Origin of the sequence: Streptosporangium sp. NBC_01639, assembly GCF_045209755.1 — a bacterium.
Classification (GTDB): Bacteria; Actinomycetota; Actinomycetes; order Streptosporangiales; family Streptosporangiaceae; genus Streptosporangium.
Map to the genome: position 1 here is coordinate 5,874,035 of NZ_CP109272.1, position 20,868 is coordinate 5,894,902.

Here is a 20,868-nt window from a genome sequence, read left to right on the forward strand (position 1 = left end):
CCAGGGGCGCGGGGATCTCGTCGCGGTCGTCGCCAGGCGCCAAGGGTCACGTTCAGCGGAGCGCACCGGGCACGCCTGTAGGGCGTCGACAGGGGGCCGGGAATCCGGCCGCTCCTCCAGTGTTGGTGACCGTGACTCAGCAGTCGACCGGTTTCTCGGCCGACTCGGCATCGATCTCGTGTGGATGGACGGCCTGGCGGAGTTCGAGCACATCATCGCCGGTCGTGGAGGAAGGCATTCCAGCGGTAGCACTTTCGTCCCCTGGCCGTGGACGCCTTCCACCTGGCGCACCTGCCCGTAGGTCATGGCTTGACGCCCCAGGCAAGTGGAGAGCAGGAGCTTTTCTTGATCCGTTGGGACTGTCCTCCTGAAACGACGACAGTCCCAACCGATCAGGCGCGAATCGTCATCACCACCGAGGGCGGCCCGTCAGCTCGCCGTCCAGTCGAGCTCCGGGCCCCGGGGCACGATCCGGGTGGGGTTGATGTTCGTCTGCGTCATGAAGTAGTGGCGCTTGATGTGGTCGAAGTCGGTCGTGTTGCGGAAGGCCGGGATGGCGTACAGGTCGCGGGCGTAGGCCCACAGGACGGGGTAGTCGACCAGGCGCCTGATCGCGCACTTGAAGTGGGAGTGGTAGACCGCGTCGAACCTGGCGAGCGTCGGGTAGAGCCGGACGTCGCTCTCGGTGAGTATGTCGCCGTGCAGGTAGCGGCGGGTGGCGAGCCGTTCCTCCAGGAGGTCGAGGGTGTCGAAGACCGCGGTGACCGCCTCGTCGTAGGCCTCCTGCGAGGTGGCGAACCCGGCCCGGTAGACGCCGTTGTTGAACCCTTCGAAGATCACCTCGTTCAGCGCGTCGATCTCGTCGCGGAGTTCGGCGGGGTAGAGGTCGGGCGCGTCCTGGGCGTGCCAGGGGGCGAAGGCGGTCTCCAGAGTGAGGGTGATCTGCGGGTAGTCGTTGGTGACCAGTTGCTTGGCCGTACGGTCCCAGACGCAGGGGACCGTGTAGCGGCCCTGGTAGCCGGGGTCGGTGGCCAGATAGAGCTCCGAGAGGTATTCCACGCCGGTGACCGGGTCGTTTCCGGGGATGCGCCAGCCCTTGTCGTCCCTGATCGGGTCCACGATCGTCACGCCGACGATGTCCTGGAGGCCGAGCAGTTCGCGCACGATGAGCGAGCGGTGTGCCCAGGGGCAGGCGTAGGAGGCGTAGAGCTGATAGCGGCCCGGCTCGGGCGGATGCTCGCCACCCGCCTCGATGCGCGCGGTGAACCGGTTCGGCTGCCGGACGAAGCGCCCGGCGTCAGAGATCTCACGTCCCAGCTTCATCGTTCGACGGTACGCCACCCACGCTGGAATGTGATTCGGTTCAGGACGCACAATCGGGGGATGTGGCATCGAAGCGAGGTGGGGAGCGGGGCCCCGAGGATGGAGAGCCGGCCGTCCGCGCCTGTTCGATCATTCTATGTAAAACCAGTAGGGAATATTGACTTAGTGCCAGGGTGTGCGTAACTTATCCGGTATGGGCCTCTATCTGAGCCGGTGCGCACATGTCGACTTCTGTCGGGTGTCTAGCGCCCAGTGTCCGTGATCACGAACCGACCCCCCGTCCCTCACCCATCTCTCAGGACGTCGCTCGTGATCAAGTCCAGACATGTCCCTCTTTCTGTGTTGCTGGTAGGGCTTCTCGCCGCCTGCAGCGCGCAGGCCGCCGCCAAACCCGGTGAACCCGAGACCCTGGAGCTCCGCTACCAGGGCAGCGTCGGCGCCGTCACCTTCCCCGAGTTCGCCGAGGAGCTCGGCTACCTCGGTCCCATCAAGCTCAAGTGGATCGGCAACACGGTCTCCGGTCCGCAGGACATCCAGGCCGCCGCGACCGGTCAGACCGACTTCGGCGGCGCGTTCAACGGCGCCATCGTCAAGCTGGCCACGGCCAAGGCTCCGATCAAGGCTGTGATCGGCTACTACGGCAGTGACGAGGACAGCTACATCGGCTACTTCGTGCCCGACGGCTCGCCGATCAAGGGTCCGCGCGACCTGATCGGCAAGAAGATCGGGGTCAACACCCTGGGCGCGCACCTGGAGGCGGTGCTCAAGGAGTATCTCAAGCGCGGCGGGCTGACCCCCGACGAGATCAAGCAGGTGGAGCTGGTCGTCGTGCCGCCGGTCAACACCGAGCAGGCGCTCCGCCAGGGCCAGATCGACGTGGCCGCGCTGAGCGGCATCCTCCGCGACAAGGCGCTGCAGCGGGGCGGGATCCACTCGCTTTTCAAAGACATCGACCTGTTCGGTCCCTTTACGGCCGGGAGCGTCGTCATGACAGAGAAGTTCATCAGGCAGAACCCGAACACCACCAAGAAGTTCGTCGAGGCCTTCGCCCGGGCCGTCGAGTGGACGCAGACCCACTCCCGCGAGGAGGTCGTCGCCAAGGCGAAGCAGATCATCGCCGAGCGCAAGCGGAACGAGGACACCACCGCCATCGACTTCTGGAAGAGCAGTGGGGTGGCCAACAAGGGCGGCGTGATCGACTCCAAGGAGTTCCAGACCTGGATCGACTGGCTGGAGCGCGAGGGCGAGATCAAGAAGGGCCAGGTCAGGGCCGAGGATCTCTTCACCAATGCCTACAACCCGTTCGGAGGTACCCGATGAAGATCCAGATCCAGAGGGTGGGCAAGAAGTTCCGCGTCCGTGACTCGGGGCGGTCGTTCACCGCCCTCGACGACGTCAGCCTCGACGTGCGGGCGGGCGAGTTCCTCACCCTGGTCGGACCGAGCGGCTGCGGCAAGTCAACCCTCCTCGACCTGCTCGCCGGGCTGACCGAGCCGACCAGTGGCCGCATCCTCCTGGACGGGGTGCCCGTCGACGGCCCCGGGCTGGACCGGGGGATCGTCTTCCAGCAGTACGCGCTGTTCCCCTGGCGTACGGCACTGGCCAACGTCGCGTTCGGGCTGGAGGCGAAAGCCGTACCGAAGAGGGAGCGCGCCGAGCGGGCCAGGGAGTATCTGGACCTGGTGGGGCTGCGCGGGTTCGAGGAGCGGTATCCGCACGAACTCTCCGGGGGCATGCGCCAGCGGGTGGCCATCGCCCGCAGCCTCGCCTTCGACCCGGAGGTCCTGCTGATGGACGAGCCGTTCGCCGCGCTGGACGCGCAGACCCGTGAGTCGCTCCAGGAGGAGCTGCTGCGGATCTGGGAGAAGACCGGCAAGACGATCGTGTTCATCACCCACGGCATCGACGAGGCCGTGTACCTCGGCCAGCGGGTCGCGGTCATGACGTCCCGTCCCGGCCGGATCAAGCAGGTCGTCGATGTCGAGTTCGACTCCCGCGAGGGGGACCTGCGCGCCGCCGCGCGCTTCGGCGAGTACCGCCACGAGGTGTGGACGCTGCTGCGCGCCGAGGTCGCGGCGGCCAGGGTCGAGGAGGCGATCTCCGTTGGCTAGCGCCTCCGCCGGCGCCCCGGCCGTGAACCTCGCCGGCCCGGCGATCCCCGCTGTGAACCTCGCCGGTCCGGCGGTCCCGGCCGCTCCCGATGCGGACACCGCCGTGGACGTTCCCACCGCCGGTGCCGCCGGTGCCGTGGACGTCCCCGCCACCGGCGCCGCGGCCGGGCCGGTCTCACCGGTCCTGGCCGCGGCGGTCGCCGGAGCCGCACGGGAGGCCGCCGCCGGTCCGGGCACGGGCCGCCGCCTGCTGCGCGGCTCGGCACGCGTGACCCTGACGGCGGGCCGTCGCGTCGTCGCCCTGGGGGTGCTCGCCGCGCTCTGGGAGATCCTGCCCCGCCTCGAAGTGGTGGACCCCACCTTCCTGACGCCGCTGTCGGAGGTCCTGGCGGCCTGGTGGGACCTGCTCCTGTCCGGCGAACTGCTCGACCACACCCAGGCCAGCCTGGTCAGATCCCTGGCGGGCCTGGCCCTGGCGGTCGTCGCGGCCATCCCGCTCGGCCTGCTGATCGGCTGGTACGGGCCGCTGGCCGACCTGCTCAACCCGGTGCTCGAACTGTTCCGCAACACCGCGGCGCTCGCGCTGCTCCCGGTGTTCGTGCTGATCCTCGGTCTCGGCGAGACCTCCAAGATCTCCATCATCCTGTACGCCTGCGCCTGGCCGATCCTGCTCAACACGATCGCCGGGGTGAAGGGCGTGGACCCGCTGCTGGTCAAGTCGGCCCGGTCGATGGGACTGCGCCCGGTCCGGCTGTTCCAGAAGGTGATCCTCCCGGCCGCGGTTCCCACGATCTTCACGGGTGTCCGGCTGGCCGGTGCCTACTCGATCCTCGTGCTGGTCGCTGCGGAGATGGTCGGCGCCAAGGCCGGCCTCGGCTACCTGATCAACTACGCCCAGTTCAACTTCCGGGTGCCCGACATGTATGCCGGGATCCTCACGATCTCCGTTCTCGGGTTGCTCTTCAACCAGCTCCTCATCCGTCTGGAGCGCCGTTTCTCGACGTGGAGGGCCGCCTCATGACCGCCCGGAAACTGCACCTGAACGCATTCCTGATGGGCGTGGGCCACCACGAGGCCGCCTGGCGGCACCCGCGTACCAACCCGAGCAGGCTCAGCGACATCCGGCACTACCAGCAGCTCGCCAGGACCGCCGAGCGCGGCCGGCTCGACTCGGTCTTCCTCGCCGACGGCCTGGCCCTGGGGGACAACGTCCGGCACAACGCGCTCGGCGGGCTGGAGCCGCTCACGCTGCTGGCCGCGCTGGCCGCGGTCACCGAGCACGTCGGCCTCATCGCGACCGTCTCCACCACCTACAACGAACCGTTCCACGTGGCCCGCAAGTTCGCCTCGCTGGACCACATCAGCGGCGGCCGGGCCGGCTGGAACATCGTCACCTCCGCAGGCGAGGCCGAGGCGCACAACTTCGGGGTCGAGCGCCCGGCGCACCGGGACCGCTACGCCCGCGCCACCGAGTTCCTGGAGGTCGTCACCAAGCTCTGGGACAGCTGGGAGGACGGGGCGATTCTCGGCGACCGCCACGCCGGGCGGTACGCCGACACCGACAGGATCCACACCCTCGACCACACCGGCCCCCACTTCCGGGTCCGCGGCCCGCTGAACACCTCCCGCCCGCCGCAGGGCCACCCCCTGCTGGTCCAGGCCGGATCGTCCGAGGACGGCAAGGAGTTCGCGGCCCGCTTCGCTGAGGCCGTGTTCACCGCCCAGCAGACCCTCGCCGAGGGCAAGGAGTTCTACACCGACCTCAAGTCCCGCCTCGGCCGGTACGGCAGGCGTGACGACGAGCTGCTGATCCTCCCCGGCATCTCGCCGATCATCGGCTCCACCGAGCGCGAGGCGCTCCGGCTGGAGAAGGAGCTCGAAGAGCTGATCATCCCCGAGTACGGCGTGCGGCAGCTGTCCACCATCTTGGGGGTGGACCTGTCGGACCACCCGCTGGACGCGCCGTTACCGGATTTACCGGACGCGACCGAGGGGCAGCAGAGCCGGTCCAAGCTCGTCACCGATCTCGCCCGGCGCGAGCGGCTGACCCTGCGGGAACTGATCAACCGCCTGGCCGGGGGCCGGGGCCACCGGGTGGTCACCGGCACCCCCGAGCAGATCGCCGACCAGATCCAGGAGTGGTTCACCGGCGGCGCGGCCGACGGCTTCAACATCATGCCGCCGATCCTGCCGGGCGGCCTGGAGGACTTCGTCGATCATGTCGTGCCCGAGTTGCAGGTCCGTGGTCTATTTCGAACTGAGTACGAAGGACGTACGCTTCGCCAGAACTACAACTTGGCGCGGCCGATATCACGTTTCGAGCAGAAGGTGTCGGTGACCTCATGAGTATCGTGACAGTTGTGGGCAACCCGCGAGCCGGGTCGCGCACCTATGAGGTGGCCGTCCAGGCCACGCAGACCCTCGCCGCGCGAATCGGCCACGAGGGGCCGTCCGAGGTCGTCGACCTGGCCGCCCTCGCCCCCGTACTGCCGGCGCCGGAACCGTCGTCCGAGGTGGCGGCCGCGCTGGAGCTGGTCACCCAGGCGAGCGTGCTGGTGGTGGCGAGCCCGACCTACAAGGGCACCTACACCGGTCTGCTCAAGGTCTTCCTCGACCGGATACGGGGCGGTGCGCTGGCCTCGACCGTCGCGTTGCCGCTGCTGGTGATGGGTGACGCGCGACACGCCCTGGCGGTGGAGGTGCACTTCCGGCCGCTCCTGGTCGAGCTGGGCGCCACGGTCCCCACCCCGGGCCTGGCCGTCCTGGAAGCAGAGCTCGGCGATCTCGAAACCGTCCTCGGCCGCTGGGCCGACAGGGTCGGTCCCCAGGTCGCCGCGGCCCTCAGAGAGGGAGCTTCGGCGTGATATCGGGAAGATTTGGAGTTATTAATAGGTTGCCGACCATAAGCGTGTTTCATGCCGTGAAGGAGGAAAAGTGATCAGGCGAAGCGAGGGAGCCGGGGGGCACAGGGCCCTGGCGGTGGTCGACGAACCCCGAAAATCCACGAGAGTCCCGAGCTTCCGCGAGTCGCTGCGCCTCCACGTTTCCTCGGATGAGGCGTCATGACCGAGACCCTGCACGGCCGGGCGGTCGACGCCGAGCGGTTCCGGCAGGCGCTGGCCGTCCACGCCGCCGGTGTGGTCGTGGTCACCGCCCAGACCGAGGGAGTCCCGGTCGGCCTGACGGCCACCTCGTTCTCCTCGGTCAGTCTCGCGCCCCCGCTGATCTCCTTCTACGTCGACCAGTCCTCGACCACCTGGCCCTGGCTCCGCCGGGCGGACCACTTCGCGGTGAACGTCCTGGCGAGTGACCAGGCCGAGCTGGCCTCCCGCTTCGCCCGCAAGGGCGTCGACCGCTTCGCCGCCCCCACCTCCTGGCGCCCCGGCCCCCTGGGCGTGCCCCTGCTGGGCGGCGTGTCCGCCCAGCTGATCTGCGTCCCTCACTCCACCGTCGACATCGGCGACCACGTCCTGGTCGTCGGCCTCGTCACCGAGACCAACCTCGAACCCGGCGGCCGTCCCCTCCTCTACCACCAGGGCCGCTTCGGCCGCTTCGCCCCGCATCCCTGATCCGGTGCCGACCGCTCCGCCGCCGTACGGACACGGCGATCGGAGCGGTGCGCACTCCCTGGTCAGGCGAGGCCTCCCCGGTCAGGCGAGGCGGACGGTGCCCCGGCCGGTGGCGAGGGGGAGGTCGAGAAGGGTGCGGATGCCCGGCGGGGCGGCGCAGAGGGCGGCCACCGAGTTGACGGCGTGGTTCGCGGCCCCCGCGAGGCCGTGGGACATCTCGTCGACGGTGAGCGTCATCTGGGGGACACCCTCGATGTGGATGGTGAAGCCGGGGTCGGGCCAGCGCCGGACCTTGGTGGCGTCGGCCTTGTAGACGCACTCCACGGTCATGAACGGACGGCCGCGGACGAGGCCGGTGAACGTCCAGTGGGACGCGCACACGGTGTCGACGCCGACCACGCCCGCGGCGATCTCGAACTCCTCGGACGCGAGCTCGAACTCGTCGCTCTCCTCGACCTGGTCGAGGGTCACGTCGAGGGCTCCGGCCACGAACTGGACACTCTCGGCGAACAGCGAGCGCTGGAAGGCGCGGAACGGGCGGACCGCGCCGGCGTAGTCCTTGGCCGAGAGGGTGAAACCGAACAGGTCGACCACGATCTGGCGGGACGGGTGCCCCCGGAAGTCGGAGGACTCCCGGACGTAGACGTGGTCGATCCGGCTGGACAGGCCGGTCAGGGCGAGGGGGAGCAGGTCGCTCATGAATCCGGGGTTGATGCCGGTGCCGTGCAGCGAGGTGCCGCCCGCCCGGCAGGCGGACTCCAGGCGTTCCACCAGGGCGGGGCCGTAGCACTCCGGATACACGAACCCGGTGGTGGTGACGACGTTCTTACCCGAGGAGAGCAGGGCGCAGATCGTCTCGACGTCGCTCGGATGGTCACCGCCGAAGTAGGACGCCGGCAGCGGCATGTGCAGCACGCAGTCGGCCTCCGTGGCGAGGATCGTCTCGACGTCGTCGGTGCAGACGACGCCCGTCTCGGGGAGCCCGACGATCGTTCCGGCGTCCTTTCCGACCTTGTCCGGGTCGTAGACGAGCACTCCGGCGAGTTCGAACTCCGACCGGGTGATCAGCGCGCGCAGGGAGTATCGGCCAACGGCGCCGGTAGCCCATTGGATCACTCGGAGGGGCGGAGAAGAGGGCATGCTTTGCCTCCAGCCCGGGGACTTGGGGCGGGGCCGTGCTGGGAGGAGTGTCGTCGTTGACCCTCGCCCTGTTCGGGGGCGAAACTTTAGCAGAAATTCACACGTGCGATCACTATCCGCGACGATTCGACAGCCTGTCGTCTCCACTCATGGTCCTTTGGGGGGCGGCAGGCTATTGTTCAAGAAAAACAGAACTATGTTCTCGTGGGAGAGTGCGGATGTCAGAGCTGCGGTTTGACGGCAGGGTCGCGGTCATCACCGGCGCCGGGCACGGTCTCGGCCGCTCGCACGCGTTGTCGCTGGCCGAGCGCGGGGCCAAGGTGGTCGTCAACGACCTGGGCGGAGCGCTGGACGGTACGGGAGCCTCCACCGGCCCGGCCGCCGACGTGGTCGAGCTGATCAACAAGAACGGCGGCGAGGCGGTCGCCAACACCGACAACGTCGCCACCCCGGAGGGCGCCAAGGCGATCGTGCGGACCGCGATCGACGCCTTCGGGCGGCTGGACGTCGTCGTCAACAACGCCGGCATCCTGCGTGACAGGTCCTTCGGCAAGATGAGCGTCGAGGAGTTCGACCAGGTCCTCGCCGTCCACGTGCGCGGCTCCTTCCTGGTCAGTCACGCCGCCTTCCCCTACCTCAAGGAGCAGGGCTATGGCCGCATCGTCAACACCTCCTCGCCCGCCGGGCTGTTCGGCAACTTCGGCCAGGCCAACTACTCGACGGCGAAGATGGGGCTGGTCGGCCTGACCAAGACGCTCGGCCTCGAGGGTGCCAGGGCCGGGATCAAGGCCAACGCGATCGCGCCGATCGCCTGGACCCGGATGACCGAGGCGCTGCTGCCGGCCGAGTTCGAGGCCAGGTTCACCGCGGAGCGAGTCAGCACGCTGGTGACGTTCCTGGCGCACGAGGCCTGTGAGGCCAGTGGGGAGGTCTTCAGCGTCGGTGCCGGCCGGATCGCCCGGGTGTTCGTGGCCGAGGGACCGGGCTGGCGGCAGGACGATCACACCGTGGAGGACATCCGGGACAACTGGGAAGCCATCATGGCCGAGCAGCCCTATCTGACCCCCACCACGCTCGGCCAGCAGGCGACCGCCTCCATGAAGGCCATGCTCTGACCGGATGACCGCGGACGGGTGGTCCGCCACCCGGAGCGGCCGGCCCGCGGTGAGGCGGGTCGCGTCCCTGATAACAGGTCGCCGGCTGCTCGCTGCCGGTTGTGCTCGTATTCCGACGCGCCTAAGCCACGGCTGACCGGATTCCCAGGGCGAGCAGGGTGACCGCGGTGATCCTGGTGACGGCGGTCTTGAAACGGGGAGTGCTCAGCATCCGTTCCGCTCCGCCGATCAGGCCGGTCCAGACCAGCAGCCACCCGGTGATCAGGAGGGCGTGGGCGGTGGCGAAGGTGAGGATCTGGCCGGTGACGGGCCGGTGCGGAGCGATGAACTGGGGGATCAGGGTCAGGTAGATGGAGGCGGCCTTCGGGTTGAGAACGTTGCCGAGCAGTGCCTGGACGTATGGGGATCCGGCGGTGGTCGGCAGGTGCCGGCGGGGGACGGCCGGTGCCCGCGGTGTGCTCGAACGCCAGGTCCATCCGGCCAGGCCGATGAGGTAGGCCGCGCCGGCGAGCTTGACGACGGTGAAGGCCAGGCTGGAGTGCATGATCAAGGCCGACAGGCCGGCGACGGCGAGCCCGGCGTGCACGTACAGGCCGGTGACCGTGCCGAGGATCACGGGCACCGCCCGGCGGCGGCCCTCGCGGGTGACCTGGCGGGTCAGCAGGGCCAGGCTGGCACCGGGGGTGGCGATCAGGGGGAAGACCGCCACCAGGAATGCGGCGACGGGGTAAAGAGAGACCACGGTGCCTCCTGGTCGGCGGTCAGGGGATGGCAGCGCCGCCAGAGCGTCGGGTGTGGGAGGGCGGCGCCGCCAGAGCGGCGGTGCAGGTATGGACCAGGGACAGGCGGCGCTGCCAAGGCGGCGGTGCGGGCGATGGGTCAGAGCACGACGCGGTAGTGGGTGGTCAGCCGGCGGTCTTCGCCCAGGATGTGGAAGGCGAGGCCGGGAGGCTGGTCGCGGTCCGCGGGACGGTCGCCCTCCCAGGGCAGGCGGAGGGTCCAGGTGACCGCCGGTCCGACGATCAGGGGGCGTCCGGCGAACATGGAGGCGGCGGCGGTGTGGGCGTGGCCGGTGATGACCGCGGCCACCTGAGGGTGCGCGTCGATCAGGGCGGCGAGGTCCTCGGGCTGCTGGAGCCTCATGGAGTCGGGCAGCGGGTGGTGGAGCTCGACCGGCGGCTGGTGGAAGGCGATGAGCGCCGGAGTGTCCTCCGGGAGACCGGCGAGCGTGGTGCTGATCCAGTTCAGGGTTTCGGCGTCGAGGAGTCCATCGTCGCGGCCGGGAATGGTGGAGTCGCACATCAGGATGGCGGTGCCGGCGACCTGGTGCACCCGGTTGATCGGGCCGTCGGCGGCCGGTTCGTCCAGCAGAGTCTTGCGGTAGGCCGGGCGCACGTCGTGGTTGCCGGGACAGATGAGCACGGGGAAGGACGCGGACAGGAGGCGGGCCGCCTCCTCGTACTCGGCCTCCGTGCCGTGGTCGGCGATGTCCCCGGTGACCAGGAGTGCGTCGACGGGGTGCGGCAGTGCCCGCAGGTAGTCCATGACGCGGGTGGCGCGCCGGGTCGCCCGCTCGCTGCCGTCCAGGTGCAGGTCGCTGATCTGTGCCAGCAGTGTCGTCATCGTTGCTCCGTCCCTCTGCTGCGGTGGAAGCCGTCCGCCGGAGTGGTGGTCGCGGCTCACTATAACGGAGAATTTTATTTCTCCGTTAGTACGATAATGTGACGGTTGACGATCGGGTGCGCGGAGGAGGGGACATGGAGCGCCGTCTGGCACTGGAACTGGCGAGCACGATCCGCCACGACGGAGACGGCGGTGTCGCCGACGACCTGGCCACCGCCCAGGGCACGACCCGCTGGCTCGGAGAGCACGCCGACCTGCTGGCCGGCTGCGGCGTCGTCGGCGACTTCGAGGCCGACGACGCGCTCATGGACGAGATCGTCGAGCTGCGGCAGGCCGTACGCGCACTGTTCGCCCGGGTCGTGAGCCCCGCGCCGGCCAGCCCGGCGGACGCCCACCGCCTGATGCCCGCGGACCGGGCGCTGGCCCTCCTCAACGCGGCCGCCGCCCGGGAGTTGGTCGCCCCGCAGCTCGACTGGCCCGGAGAGGCGCTCCCCGCGGCCCGGCTGCTGTCCGCGGAGCGCGACTCGGGCCTGCGGCTCGTGGCGGCCCTGGCCCGATCCGCCATCGAGTTCCTGGCCGGTCCGGAGCGCGAGCGGCTGCGGGCCTGCACCGCGCCGCGCTGCGTGCGGTACTTCGTCAAGGAGCACGGTCTGCAGGAGTGGTGCAAACCGTCGTGCGGCAACCGCGCCAGGGCCGCCCGGCACTACCGCCGTCAGCGCACCGCGGACGTCGGCTGACCCTCCTGGCGCGGCTGCCCGCCGACGCGGGGTCCTGGGACCGTCCGGCTGAAATCAGCGCCGACGGCTGAGCCGCGGATCGGAAGGGCCGCTTGACACCAGCCGCCTAGGAGCCCTTCGCGTCTTCGGCCAGACCTCGGTTGCGGAGGTGGGCCAGGGAGTCGACGTACTTGAGCATCAGGCGGGCGAACTCCAGGCGGTCGTGTTCCGACCAGTCGGTGGTGATGTATTCGAACGCCGAGCGCTGGTGGCGCCGGAAGCGGGCCATGAGCTCAGCGCCTTCGGGGCTGAGCTGCAGGACGGTGCGGCGGCCGTCCTGTTGGGAGGCGGCGCGGATCAGGTAGCCGGCCTTGATGTTGTCGGTGACCATTCGGCTGGCCACCGAAGGATCCACGGCCAGGAGTTCGGCCACCGCCCCGACGGTGACCTCCTTGCCGGAGTCCTGGGTGTGCTCCAGGACGATGTTGAGCACGAGGGTCCGGCTCAGGTCCTTGGCCGAGATCGGGTTTTCGACCTCCAGCAGTGAGGTGCGACGCAGCTTGGAGAACGCCGGACCCACGGCGTCCAGCAGCTCGTCGGCCGTTCGCGGCTCGTTCGTCGTCATGTGCCCATCGTATATCCGTGAACTTTTGAAGGCATGTGTTGACGCGAAAATACATGCATGACAGCATGCACATGCATAACATCATGAACGGAGAAGACCATGACCATTCTCATCACCGGTGCCCGCGGCAAGGTCGGCCAAGCGATCGTTCACCGCCTCCACTCCGCAGGTGTTTCCATCCGCGCCGCCAGCGCCGATCCCGCTGAACTGACCGTCCCCGTCGGCGTCGAGGTCGCCGAGCTCGGGCTCGACCGCCCGGAGACCTTCGAGGCCGCGCTCCGCGGTGTCGGCCAGGTGTTTCTCTACCCCGAGCCCGACGGCATCGACGCCTTCATCAAGACCGCCGAGGCTGCGGGCGTCGAGCACGTCGTCCTGCTGTCCTCCGCCTCGGTCCTCAACCCCGGCGCCGAGACCGACCCGCTGGCCTCACACAGCCTCAAGGTGGAGCAGGCCCTCGCCTCCTCCGACCTCACCTGCACATTCCTGCGCCCGGACGCCTTCGCCAGCAACGCGCTGGGCTGGGCCTACTTCATCGGCCAGAACCTGCCGATCCAGCTCGCCTACCCGGACGCGGACCTTGCGCCCATCCACTCCGACGATCTCGCGGACATCGCCGTCGAGGCCCTGAGCGGCGGCTCTCTCAAGGGCCGCTCGGTCACCCTCACCGGCGCGCAGTCGCTCACCTTCCGCGAGCAGCTCGCCGTTCTGTCCGAGGTCCTCGAGCGCGACATCCCCGTTGTGAAGATCACTCACGCCGAGGCCGAGCAGCAGATGAGCCAGTACATGCCCGCCCCGATAGCCGCTTCCCTGCTCGCCCTCTGGTCGGCCGCGTCCGCTCGCCCCGCCGCCATCGCCGACACCACCCAGACCCTCCTCGGCAAGCCCGCCCGCAGCTTCCGGCAGTGGGCACGCGAGAACGCCGCCGCCTTCACCCAGCGCTGACCCCGCCGGTCCTCCGTTCGGGCGGCGCCCCTTTCTCCCCTTAAGGCATCCCCATGTCCACCCTTGTGGCTCCCGTGCCGCCGCATTCCACCGATCGCAGACGCTGGGCCGTCCTTGCCGTCGTCCTCTTCGCCGCAATCGTCGACCTTCTCGATGCGACGATCACCAACATCGCCGCCCCGACCATCGCCGCCGACCTGCGCGGCGGGGACGCCCTCGTCCAGTGGCTCGGCGCGAGCTACTCCCTGGCCATGGGCGTCCTACTCGTGGTCGGCGGACGGCTCGGCGACAAGTTCGGCCGCCGCCGCCTGTTCCTGATCGGAATCACCGGCTTCACCCTCGCGTCCATCGCCTGCGGCCTGGCCGTCGACTCCGCGTCCATCGTCGCCTTCCGGCTGCTTCAGGGAGCCTTCGGCGCCCTGCTGATCCCGCAGGGCTTCGGCATCCTCGGCGCGGTATTCCCCCGCGACGAGATCGGCAAAGCATTCGGCGTCTTCGTCCCCGCCCTGGGCCTGTCCGCCGTCGGCGGCCCCATCCTCGCCGGATCGCTGATCGACGCCGACCTGTTCGGCCTCGGCTGGCGCTCCATGTTCCTGATCAACATCGCGCTCGGCGGCCTCGCGATCGGCCTGGCCGCCCGGCTCCTGCCCCATGACACCGGCGACCGGGCGGTCACCGTCGACGTCCTCGGCTCCGGCCTGCTCGCAGCCACGATGCTCGGCCTCCTGTACGGCCTGGTCGACGGCTCCAGCCATGGCTGGACGCTGCGCCCGATCCTCTCCCTGGCGGTCGGCGCAGGCTTCTTCGCCCTGTTCTGCCTGCGCCAGCGCGCCGCGGCCAGCCCACTCATCGAGCCCTCACTGCTGAAGGACCGCGGCTTCACCTCCGGCCTGATCCTCGGACTGGTTTTCAACGCAGCGGTCTCCGGCCTGCTGTTCGTGCTGTCCCTCTTCCTGCAGGACGTGCTGCACCGCACGCCGACGCAGGCATCTCTCGGCCTCGCGCCGATCGCGGCAGGCATCGTCGTCTCCTCGATCGCCGTGCACAACCTCATCGCTCGGATGGGCCGCACCCTGATCCTCATCGGCCTGGCCCTCACCCTGACCGGCACCCTCGCACTGCTCGCCCTGGTGCAGACCCAGGGATCCGGCCTGGCCGGCTGGGCGCTCATCCTGCCGGTGTTCGTCACCGGCCTGGGCCTGGGCACCTGCTTCGGCACCATCTACGAGGTCACCTTGAGTGGCATCGACCCGAAGGAGTCCGGCAGTGCCAGCGGCTCGTTGTCGGCCACCCAGCAACTGGCCAACAGCGTCGGCGCCGCGGCCATCACCACCATCTACCTCCACACCTCCGGCGGCACCGCCCTCAGCCTGGCCGCCGTCGCCGCCGGTGTGTCCGTCTGCTGCGGCCTCGTCCGGCTCATGCCACGCGAAGCCCGATCCCGGCGTCACTGAGGAGCACCGATCTTGAAACCCATCGGCTACTGGCTCAACCGCACCGACGAAGCCCTCACCCGCCACATGAACGGCATGCTGAACGAGTTCGGCCTCACCCGGATCGCCTGGCAAGTCCTCAACGTCGTCGAAGACACTCCTCAGGTCTCGGACACCGACGTCCTATCGGCCCTCGCAGCCAACGCCGATGTCCCCACCCTGACCGCCGCCATCGAAACCGTGCTCGCCGACGGTTGGGCGACCCGCCCCGCATCGGACCGGCTCATCCTCACCTCCGACGGCCGTCAGCGTCTGGCCGAGGTCGCCGAACGCGTCAACGCGTTTCGCGAGCTGTCGATGTCTGGCATATCCATGAACGAGTACTTCACGGCCGTCAGCGTCCTCGAGCGCATGACCCACAACATCGAGGCCCGCCGGACAGGAACCGAACATCGAAGGCCGCCCACATCACGACGCTGATCGTGAGCACGCTCGCCACAGGCCGCATGAGGGCTGATCCTTTTCGTCGGTGGCGTTGGGGTCGGGCAGTTCGCGGGGCCTTCCGCCCAGATCAGGACGGTTGAACGGGTAAAACCCATGAAAGTTGATGTGCTCGACCAGAAGTCGAAGTAGCCCTACCCGTTGGTCTGCTTGGTGCCCTGGTAGGGGTGCCCTCCAGCATGGCGGTGTCGACCCGCCGCAGCCGGGTGCCGGAGATGTCGGCATGCCTCGGCGCGAACCGGTACCCGCAGACCGCGAACATGTCGAACAACTCCCGTCGCGAGTCGCGGGTCTTCGCGGACCCGGGAGGCGATGAAATCGGCTACCTCGGCCCCGATGTCGGTGAACTCCCGGTCCCCGAGCGAGTCCCGGATCTGCCACGCATGCTCGTACGGGGCCTGCTGCCGGTCCCGTACAGCTTCACCGGCGACCGGTCCTCGATCCCCGGCTGCTCGGCCGCCGGGCTGACCGGCGAGCGGCTGGGCACTGGGGACGCGCGGTCAGGCCTGCTGCGGGGCGCAGGCGGTTTCGGACGGCTGTCCGTCCTCGATTCGCACGATGGGTGCGCCGGCGAGATGCCGTAGCGCGCTCCTCAGCGCCGCCCGTACCGGAGCGTCGAGATCGGTCAGCAGCCGGTCCTCGATCGCCTTGATGTCACCGCGGGCGGCCTCGAGCGCAAGGCTTCCTTGAGGGGTGACCTCGATGATGCGGGCTCTGCGGTCCGCGGGGTCCGGCCGGCGGAGAACCAGGCCAGCGCTTTCCAGCTCGTCGAGGATGACGACCAGTTTGCTCTTGTCGACCGACACGGCCTGGGCGAGGGCGAGCTGGGTGCGGGCGGGAGCTTCGACGACTGCCATCAGCACCGTGTAGCCCCAGAGGTTCATGCCGTGCTCCCGCACCGCTGCGGCCTCCGCCCCGGCGAGGCCCTGCTTCAGCCGGGCGAACAGCCAGTGCAGGTCCTCGTGCAGCCGGCTGTCGGGCGAGCTTTCGGGTGCGGGAGAGGTGGCCATGGCCGTCATGATAGCAAGCGAAAATCTTCTTGACTTGAAACTATCTTGCTTTATATTGATTTCGATGTCAGATCATCTGAAATGAGAGGTAGTTCCGTGGCGCATCTGCTGCACCTGGACGCCAGTGCACGAAGTGACTCGCTCTCCCGCAAGCTCGGCGAGAGCTTCGCGGCCGACTGGAAAGCGGCCAACCCCGGAGGGACCTACACCTACCGCGACCTGGTCGCGGAACCGGTGGCGCCGGTCGACGAAGCCCGTGTCCACCTCGCCACCCAGTCCTCCCTGAACGGGGTGCGCGCCATCGAGGCCATGGACGAGGTGGCCGGCACCAGCTCCGAACTGGCCACGGCCTGGGCGGCCACCCGCCCGCTGATGGAGCAGCTGCTCGCGGCGGACACCTTGCTCATCGGTGCCCCCATGTACAACTTCTCGGTGCCCGCCGCGCTCAAGGCATGGATCGACCGGGTGGCCCTGCCCTGGTTGCCGCTCCAGGGAAAGTCGGCCGTGATCCTGAGCGCGCGCGGCGGCGCCTACGGGCCGGGCACCCCCCGGGAGTCCTTCGACTTCCAGGAGCCTTACCTGCGCGCCTTCTTCTCCTCGCTCGGATTGGACGATGTGGAGTTCGTCCACACCGAGCTCACGCACGCCAGGGTCATGCCCTTCCTCGCTCAGTTCCGCGAGACGCACGAGGCGTCCCAAGCCGCGGCACTCGACGCGGTGCACGCCCTGGCCACCCGGGCACGTGCCGAGACGCCGTCTCGCGCCTGACGTACATCCCGCACCAGCCGTACCCGATCGGCGAAGACAATCAGCGAAGACAAGAGGACAACCACACAATGGACACCGAACTCAAGGACCGCGTGGTCCTGGTCACCGGCGCGTCGACCGGAATCGGAGCCGCGACCGCCCGCGCCTACGGGCGGGAGGGCGCCCGGGTGGCGATCACCTACCGGAACAACCCGGACAAGGCCGAGAAGGTGGCCGCGGACGTCGAGGCCTTGGGCGGGCAGGCACACGTCGTCCGGCTGGATCTCGAAGACCTGCCGACCATCGACCAGGCCGCCGCGACCGTCGTCGAACGCTGGGGCGGGATCGACGTCCTCGTCGCCAATGCGGTCCGCTGGGGTGGTGACGGCCCGCCGGATCCCGGCGTCCGGTTCGAGGACGTGCCCCTGGCGGAGTGGGAGGCGATGATCAATGCCAACCTGGTCGGAACCGCGGCGTCGGTCCGCGCGGTCCTGCCCGGCATGCGCGCCAGGGGCTGGGGCCGCATCGTGCTGATCTCCTCAAGCGTCGCGGAGGAGGGTCTGCCCGGGCCGGGGCCGTACGGGACCGCCAAATCGGGCCTGTACGGGCTCGCCCGCAGCCTCGCCTGGAACGGCGGCCGGGACGGGGTCCTGGTCAATGTCGTGGCCCCCGGCTTCACCCTGACCGACAGCCGGGACGTCCCGGGGTTCGTCACCGACGCGCTCGCCGCCGCCACACCGAGCCGCAGGCTCTCCACCTCCGACGACGTGGCCAAAATCATCGTTTTCCTGGGTTCGGGAGCCAACGGCAACCTCACCGGTGAAGTGATCCGAGACGGCTCCTCCGCCGCACGCGCACCGCACATCGGCGGGTAGCAGGCCGTGTTCGACGACGCGGACTTCGACGCGATCGTCATGCTGCGGTAGAGCGGCAACGGCGGCACCAACCAGCGGTGGGTCAGCTCGCCCGGGGGAGCTGACCCACCCGGCTGAACCGATCGGTCGAGTTCGCCGACTTTTGCGGAAATCTGCAAAAGTCGGCGAACTGTTGGCTAAAAGGTCTTCACAAGCCAAGCAGAAGGGGGTTAGCTTCTGCACAACCAACTCCGAACACGGAGGCGTTGTGAAGCGCATTTCCGCCCGGCCGGAGCACCCCCACCAGGCCGCGCCGCTCCGGCTCCTGCGGGAGCGGGCACGGTCGCGTGCCGAGTGCGCGACGGACCCGTGGCCGTACCGGACCAGGTCACGGAGATCAGAAGCGTCGTCTACCGCCGGTCGCCGCCCCCGGCGACGGGCAACCTGCCCATCGTGCCGTCGGAACCCGGCGACAGCGTCGGCGTGACCGGCGCGGCGCGGCAGCGACCACTTTTTTCGGCACCATGACCAACCAGCGAGGCCTCATGTCCGAAGGCAGTCCCCTGTTGCTGATGAAGGGCATCGTCAAGCAGTTTCCCGGTGTGCGTGCCCTGGACGGCGTCGATCTCGACGTCCGTACCGGAGAGGTGCACTGCCTGCTCGGCCAGAACGGCGCGGGCAAGTCGACCCTGATCAAGGTCCTCGCGGGGGCGCACCAGCCGGACGAGGGCACCATCACCCTGGACGGCGAGCAGGTCCGGCTGAGCAGCCCGATCTCCGCGATCCGGTCGGGCATCTCCACGATCTACCAGGAGCTCGACCTGGTCGACGGGCTGAGCGTGGCCGAGAACATCTTCCTGGGTCACGAGCCGTCCCGGCTGGGGTTCGTCAACCAGGGGCAGACGGCCCGGGCGGCGCGTGGGCTGCTGGCCCGGCTGGGGCACCCGGAGATCCGGCCGAACACGGAGGTGGGGCGGCTGTCGCCGGCCGCCAAGCAGGTGGTCAGCATGGCACGGGCGCTGTCGCACGACACCCGGTTGATCATCATGGACGAGCCGTCGGCGGCGCTGGCCCACGACGAGGTGGCCAACCTGTTCCGGATCATCCGGGAGCTGACCGCCCAGGGGGTGGCGGTGATCTACATCTCGCACCGGCTGGAGGAGATCCGGCAGATCGGCGACCGGGTGACGGTGCTCAAGGACGGCCGCACGGTGGCGGTGGGCCTGCCGGCCCGCGACACCCCGACCTCCGAGGTGGTCTCGCTGATGACCGGCCGCAGCGTCGAGCATGTCTTCCCGCCCCGCCGCGAGGGCCCCGCGACGGGCGAGGAGGTGCTGCGCGTCGAGGGTCTCACCGTCCCGGGCGTGTTCGCCGACGTGTCCTTCGGCGTGCGGGCGGGGGAGATCGTCGGGCTGGCCGGGCTGGTCGGTTCGGGCCGCTCGGAGATCATCGAGGCGATCTACGGCGCGCGCCGGTTCTCCGGGACCGTCGTGCTGGAGGGACGGCCGGTACGGCACGGCGGCACGGCCCAGACCGTGCGCCTGGGCATGGGCCTGGCCCCCGAAGAGCGCAAGGCGCAGGCGTTGCTGCTGGACCAGAGCGTGACCCGCAACATCTCGCTGGCCAACCTCGGCGGATACTCCCGGTTCGGCTGGCTGGACCGGCGTCGTGAGGCCGAGGACGCGCGTGCCCTCGTCGAGCGGCTGGACATCCGGCCGGGCGATCCGGACCGGCCGATCAGGACGCTGTCCGGGGGGAACCAGCAGAAGGCCGTGCTGGCGCGCTGGCTGCTCAACGGCCGCAATCTGCTGCTGCTGGACGAGCCCACCCGGGGTGTCGACGTGGGCGCCCGCGCGGAGCTGTACGCGGTGATCCGCGGGCTGGCCGACGAGGGCATCGGGGTGGTGCTGGTCTCCAGCGAGGTGCCCGAGGTGCTGGGGCTGGCCGACCGGGTCCTGGTCATCCGCGAGGGGACGGTCATCCACCAGGGAGACGCCCGCGACCTGGACGAACATCGAGTGCTTGACATGATCATGGAAGGGAGCGCGCTGTGACCGATCCGCAAGGCCGGGCTCCGGCGACCCCGGTGGACGCCGTGGACCCCCCGGCCGGCGAGCGCGACCGGATCGGGGGCGCCTCCCCGGCCGGGGAGCATGGCCGGGCGGCGGGGCACAAGCCGGTCGCGAGCGCCGGTCCGCTGACCAGGCTGGCCGAGATCCCGCATCTGGGACTGGTGGCGGCCCTGGTGCTGCTGGCGCTGGTCGGGCTGGTGACCGTGCCCGACACCTTCGCCAGCACCTCCAACCTGGTGAGCATCCTGGCGCTGGCGGCGACGATCGGGGTGATCACGGTGGGTGCGACATTCGTGATCATCGGCGGTGGGATCGACCTGTCGGTGGGCGCGGTGATGGCACTGGCGTCGGTGTGGGCGACCACGCTGGCCACCCAGGCCTACGGTCCGCTGGTCATGATCGTGTGCGCGGTGCTGGTCGGCGCGGGCGCGGGGCTGGTCAACGGCCTGCTGGTCTCCTATGGGCGGATGGTGCCGTTCATCGCGACGCTGGCGATGCTGGTGGCCGCCCGGGGACTGGCGCAGCGGATGTCGGACCGCCGCACGCAGCTGGTGCAGCAGGGCAACGAGGCGATCGTGGCGCTGTCGACCACTCGGGTGCTGGGCCTGCCGCTGCTGGTGTACGTGTTCGCGCTGGTGGTGGTGGCCGGATGGGTGGTGCTGAACCGCACCACGTTCGGCCGGCGCACCTACGCCGTCGGCGGCAATCCCGAGGCGGCCCGGCTGGCCGGCATCGACGTGCGCAGGCACACGATGTGGCTGTACGCGCTGTCGGGGCTGTGCTGCGGGATCGCGGCAGTGCTGATCATGGCGCGGACCACGACGGGATCGTCCACCCATGGGGACCTGTACGAGCTGGACGCGATCGCCGCGGTGATCATCGGTGGCACGTTGCTGACCGGGGGACGGGGTTCGATCATCGGCTCGATCCTGGGTCTGCTGATCTTCACGGTGATCACGAATCTGTTCATTCTCAACGGGCTCAACACCAGTGACCAGTTGATCGCCAAGGGGCTGATCATCGTGGTGGCCGTGCTGCTGCAGCGTCGTTCCCTCACTTTCCGGACCTGATTCCCACCCCCCCCATT

General features: G+C 69.3%; 22 protein-coding genes. 16 read left to right on the plus strand and 6 right to left on the minus strand.

The features are described from left to right. Positions 1-429: 429 nt before the first annotated feature. Positions 430-1,323: a glutathione S-transferase family protein gene (locus OHA77_RS26905; protein WP_406312216.1), complete on the minus strand. Its 894-nt coding sequence runs from the start codon at positions 1,321-1,323 to the stop codon at positions 430-432. A gap of 339 nt (positions 1,324-1,662) precedes the next feature. Here OHA77_RS26905 and OHA77_RS26910 point away from each other — a divergent pair, with 339 nt between their 5' ends. The 6 genes from OHA77_RS26910 (at position 1,663) to OHA77_RS26935 (ending at position 7,003) form a co-directional block, all read left to right on the plus strand. After that, entirely contained in the window at positions 1,663-2,643 is a 981-nt protein-coding gene (locus OHA77_RS26910; RefSeq protein WP_406312217.1) for an ABC transporter substrate-binding protein, read from the plus strand. Next, positions 2,640-3,434, plus strand: coding sequence for an ABC transporter ATP-binding protein (locus OHA77_RS26915; protein ID WP_406312218.1), 795 nt, complete (start codon positions 2,640-2,642; stop codon positions 3,432-3,434). Before OHA77_RS26910 ends, OHA77_RS26915 begins: the two co-directional genes overlap by 4 nt. After that, entirely contained in the window at positions 3,427-4,455 is a 1,029-nt protein-coding gene (locus tag OHA77_RS26920; protein ID WP_406312219.1) for an ABC transporter permease subunit, read from the plus strand. The genes OHA77_RS26915 and OHA77_RS26920 overlap by 8 nt, the downstream gene beginning before the upstream one ends. Next, a complete protein-coding gene (locus tag OHA77_RS26925) occupies positions 4,452-5,780 on the plus strand; it encodes an LLM class flavin-dependent oxidoreductase (RefSeq protein WP_406312220.1) in 1,329 nt (442 codons plus the stop codon). Before OHA77_RS26920 ends, OHA77_RS26925 begins: the two co-directional genes overlap by 4 nt. After that, positions 5,777-6,298, plus strand: a complete 522-nt coding sequence (locus OHA77_RS26930; protein ID WP_406312222.1) for an NADPH-dependent FMN reductase — start codon at positions 5,777-5,779, stop codon at positions 6,296-6,298. Before OHA77_RS26925 ends, OHA77_RS26930 begins: the two co-directional genes overlap by 4 nt. Before the next feature lie 198 nt (positions 6,299-6,496). Further along, entirely contained in the window at positions 6,497-7,003 is a 507-nt protein-coding gene (locus OHA77_RS26935) for a flavin reductase family protein (RefSeq protein WP_326825423.1), read from the plus strand. Between the two features lie 81 nt (positions 7,004-7,084). On the opposite strand, the gene OHA77_RS26940 is transcribed toward OHA77_RS26935, so the two are convergent. Beyond that, on the minus strand, positions 7,085-8,143 hold the full coding sequence (locus OHA77_RS26940) for a dihydrodipicolinate reductase (RefSeq protein WP_406312223.1): 1,059 nt from the start codon (positions 8,141-8,143) through the stop codon (positions 7,085-7,087). A 218-nt stretch (positions 8,144-8,361) separates the two neighbouring features. Between OHA77_RS26940 and OHA77_RS26945 the strand changes: the two genes are divergently transcribed. Further along, on the plus strand, positions 8,362-9,258 hold the full coding sequence (locus tag OHA77_RS26945; RefSeq protein WP_326825421.1) for an SDR family oxidoreductase: 897 nt from the start codon (positions 8,362-8,364) through the stop codon (positions 9,256-9,258). A gap of 121 nt (positions 9,259-9,379) precedes the next feature. Here OHA77_RS26945 and OHA77_RS26950 read toward each other — a convergent pair whose 3' ends face one another. After that, on the minus strand, positions 9,380-10,000 hold the full coding sequence (locus OHA77_RS26950) for a LysE family translocator (protein WP_406312224.1): 621 nt from the start codon (positions 9,998-10,000) through the stop codon (positions 9,380-9,382). Positions 10,001-10,137: 137 nt separating this feature from the next. Further along, a complete protein-coding gene (locus OHA77_RS26955; RefSeq protein ID WP_406312225.1) occupies positions 10,138-10,881 on the minus strand; it encodes a phosphodiesterase in 744 nt (247 codons plus the stop codon). Positions 10,882-11,015: 134 nt separating this feature from the next. On the opposite strand from OHA77_RS26955, the gene OHA77_RS26960 reads away from it, so the two are divergent. Continuing rightward, positions 11,016-11,618: a CGNR zinc finger domain-containing protein gene (locus tag OHA77_RS26960; RefSeq protein ID WP_406312226.1), complete on the plus strand. Its 603-nt coding sequence runs from the start codon at positions 11,016-11,018 to the stop codon at positions 11,616-11,618. A 106-nt stretch (positions 11,619-11,724) separates the two neighbouring features. On the opposite strand, the gene OHA77_RS26965 is transcribed toward OHA77_RS26960, so the two are convergent. Next, the gene (locus OHA77_RS26965) at positions 11,725-12,222 is read right to left on the minus strand and encodes a MarR family winged helix-turn-helix transcriptional regulator (RefSeq protein WP_406312227.1); all 498 of its coding nucleotides are present in this window, start codon (positions 12,220-12,222) and stop codon (positions 11,725-11,727) included. Positions 12,223-12,321: 99 nt separating this feature from the next. Between OHA77_RS26965 and OHA77_RS26970 the strand changes: the two genes are divergently transcribed. The 4 genes from OHA77_RS26970 (at position 12,322) to OHA77_RS26985 (ending at position 15,682) form a co-directional block, all read left to right on the plus strand. Beyond that, positions 12,322-13,164: an NAD(P)H-binding protein gene (locus OHA77_RS26970; RefSeq protein ID WP_406312229.1), complete on the plus strand. Its 843-nt coding sequence runs from the start codon at positions 12,322-12,324 to the stop codon at positions 13,162-13,164. A 53-nt stretch (positions 13,165-13,217) separates the two neighbouring features. After that, positions 13,218-14,618 (plus strand): MFS transporter, encoded by a 1,401-nt coding sequence (locus OHA77_RS26975; RefSeq protein WP_406312230.1) that lies wholly within the window; start codon positions 13,218-13,220, stop codon positions 14,616-14,618. Between the two features lie 12 nt (positions 14,619-14,630). Then, positions 14,631-15,077, plus strand: coding sequence for a MarR family winged helix-turn-helix transcriptional regulator (locus OHA77_RS26980; protein WP_406312231.1), 447 nt, complete (start codon positions 14,631-14,633; stop codon positions 15,075-15,077). Between the two features lie 200 nt (positions 15,078-15,277). Then, a complete protein-coding gene (locus OHA77_RS26985; protein WP_406312232.1) occupies positions 15,278-15,682 on the plus strand; it encodes a hypothetical protein in 405 nt (134 codons plus the stop codon). Here OHA77_RS26985 and OHA77_RS26990 read toward each other — a convergent pair. Then, positions 15,599-16,108 (minus strand): MarR family winged helix-turn-helix transcriptional regulator, encoded by a 510-nt coding sequence (locus tag OHA77_RS26990; RefSeq protein ID WP_406312233.1) that lies wholly within the window; start codon positions 16,106-16,108, stop codon positions 15,599-15,601. The genes OHA77_RS26985 and OHA77_RS26990 overlap by 84 nt on opposite strands. Positions 16,109-16,204: 96 nt before the next feature. On the opposite strand from OHA77_RS26990, the gene OHA77_RS26995 reads away from it, so the two are divergent. From OHA77_RS26995 to OHA77_RS27010, 4 genes are all read left to right on the plus strand, one after another. Then, positions 16,205-16,876 (plus strand): FMN-dependent NADH-azoreductase, encoded by a 672-nt coding sequence (locus tag OHA77_RS26995; protein WP_406312234.1) that lies wholly within the window; start codon positions 16,205-16,207, stop codon positions 16,874-16,876. Positions 16,877-16,944: 68 nt separating this feature from the next. Beyond that, complete coding sequence (locus OHA77_RS27000; protein ID WP_406312236.1) at positions 16,945-17,730, plus strand: SDR family NAD(P)-dependent oxidoreductase; 786 nt, start codon at positions 16,945-16,947, stop codon at positions 17,728-17,730. Between the two features lie 503 nt (positions 17,731-18,233). Next, on the plus strand, positions 18,234-19,763 hold the full coding sequence (locus tag OHA77_RS27005) for a sugar ABC transporter ATP-binding protein (protein WP_406312237.1): 1,530 nt from the start codon (positions 18,234-18,236) through the stop codon (positions 19,761-19,763). Further along, positions 19,760-20,851: an ABC transporter permease gene (locus tag OHA77_RS27010; RefSeq protein ID WP_406312238.1), complete on the plus strand. Its 1,092-nt coding sequence runs from the start codon at positions 19,760-19,762 to the stop codon at positions 20,849-20,851. The genes OHA77_RS27005 and OHA77_RS27010 overlap by 4 nt, the downstream gene beginning before the upstream one ends. Positions 20,852-20,868: the final 17 nt, after the last annotated feature.

Coding starts and splice junctions, on each gene's coding strand:
- OHA77_RS26905 (WP_406312216.1), bottom strand. CDS start 1,323: ATGAAGCTGGGACGTGAGATCTCTGACGCCGGGCGCTTCGTCCGGCAG.
- OHA77_RS26915 (WP_406312218.1), top strand. CDS start 2,640: ATGAAGATCCAGATCCAGAGGGTGGGCAAGAAGTTCCGCGTCCGTGAC.
- OHA77_RS26925 (WP_406312220.1), top strand. CDS start 4,452: ATGACCGCCCGGAAACTGCACCTGAACGCATTCCTGATGGGCGTGGGC.
- OHA77_RS26930 (WP_406312222.1), top strand. CDS start 5,777: ATGAGTATCGTGACAGTTGTGGGCAACCCGCGAGCCGGGTCGCGCACC.
- OHA77_RS26935 (WP_326825423.1), top strand. CDS start 6,497: ATGACCGAGACCCTGCACGGCCGGGCGGTCGACGCCGAGCGGTTCCGG.
- OHA77_RS26940 (WP_406312223.1), bottom strand. CDS start 8,143: ATGCCCTCTTCTCCGCCCCTCCGAGTGATCCAATGGGCTACCGGCGCC.
- OHA77_RS26945 (WP_326825421.1), top strand. CDS start 8,362: ATGTCAGAGCTGCGGTTTGACGGCAGGGTCGCGGTCATCACCGGCGCC.
- OHA77_RS26955 (WP_406312225.1), bottom strand. CDS start 10,881: ATGACGACACTGCTGGCACAGATCAGCGACCTGCACCTGGACGGCAGC.
- OHA77_RS26960 (WP_406312226.1), top strand. CDS start 11,016: ATGGAGCGCCGTCTGGCACTGGAACTGGCGAGCACGATCCGCCACGAC.
- OHA77_RS26965 (WP_406312227.1), bottom strand. CDS start 12,222: ATGACGACGAACGAGCCGCGAACGGCCGACGAGCTGCTGGACGCCGTG.
- OHA77_RS26970 (WP_406312229.1), top strand. CDS start 12,322: ATGACCATTCTCATCACCGGTGCCCGCGGCAAGGTCGGCCAAGCGATC.
- OHA77_RS26975 (WP_406312230.1), top strand. CDS start 13,218: ATGTCCACCCTTGTGGCTCCCGTGCCGCCGCATTCCACCGATCGCAGA.
- OHA77_RS26985 (WP_406312232.1), top strand. CDS start 15,278: ATGGCGGTGTCGACCCGCCGCAGCCGGGTGCCGGAGATGTCGGCATGC.
- OHA77_RS26990 (WP_406312233.1), bottom strand. CDS start 16,108: ATGGCCACCTCTCCCGCACCCGAAAGCTCGCCCGACAGCCGGCTGCAC.
- OHA77_RS27000 (WP_406312236.1), top strand. CDS start 16,945: ATGGACACCGAACTCAAGGACCGCGTGGTCCTGGTCACCGGCGCGTCG.
- OHA77_RS27005 (WP_406312237.1), top strand. CDS start 18,234: ATGACCAACCAGCGAGGCCTCATGTCCGAAGGCAGTCCCCTGTTGCTG.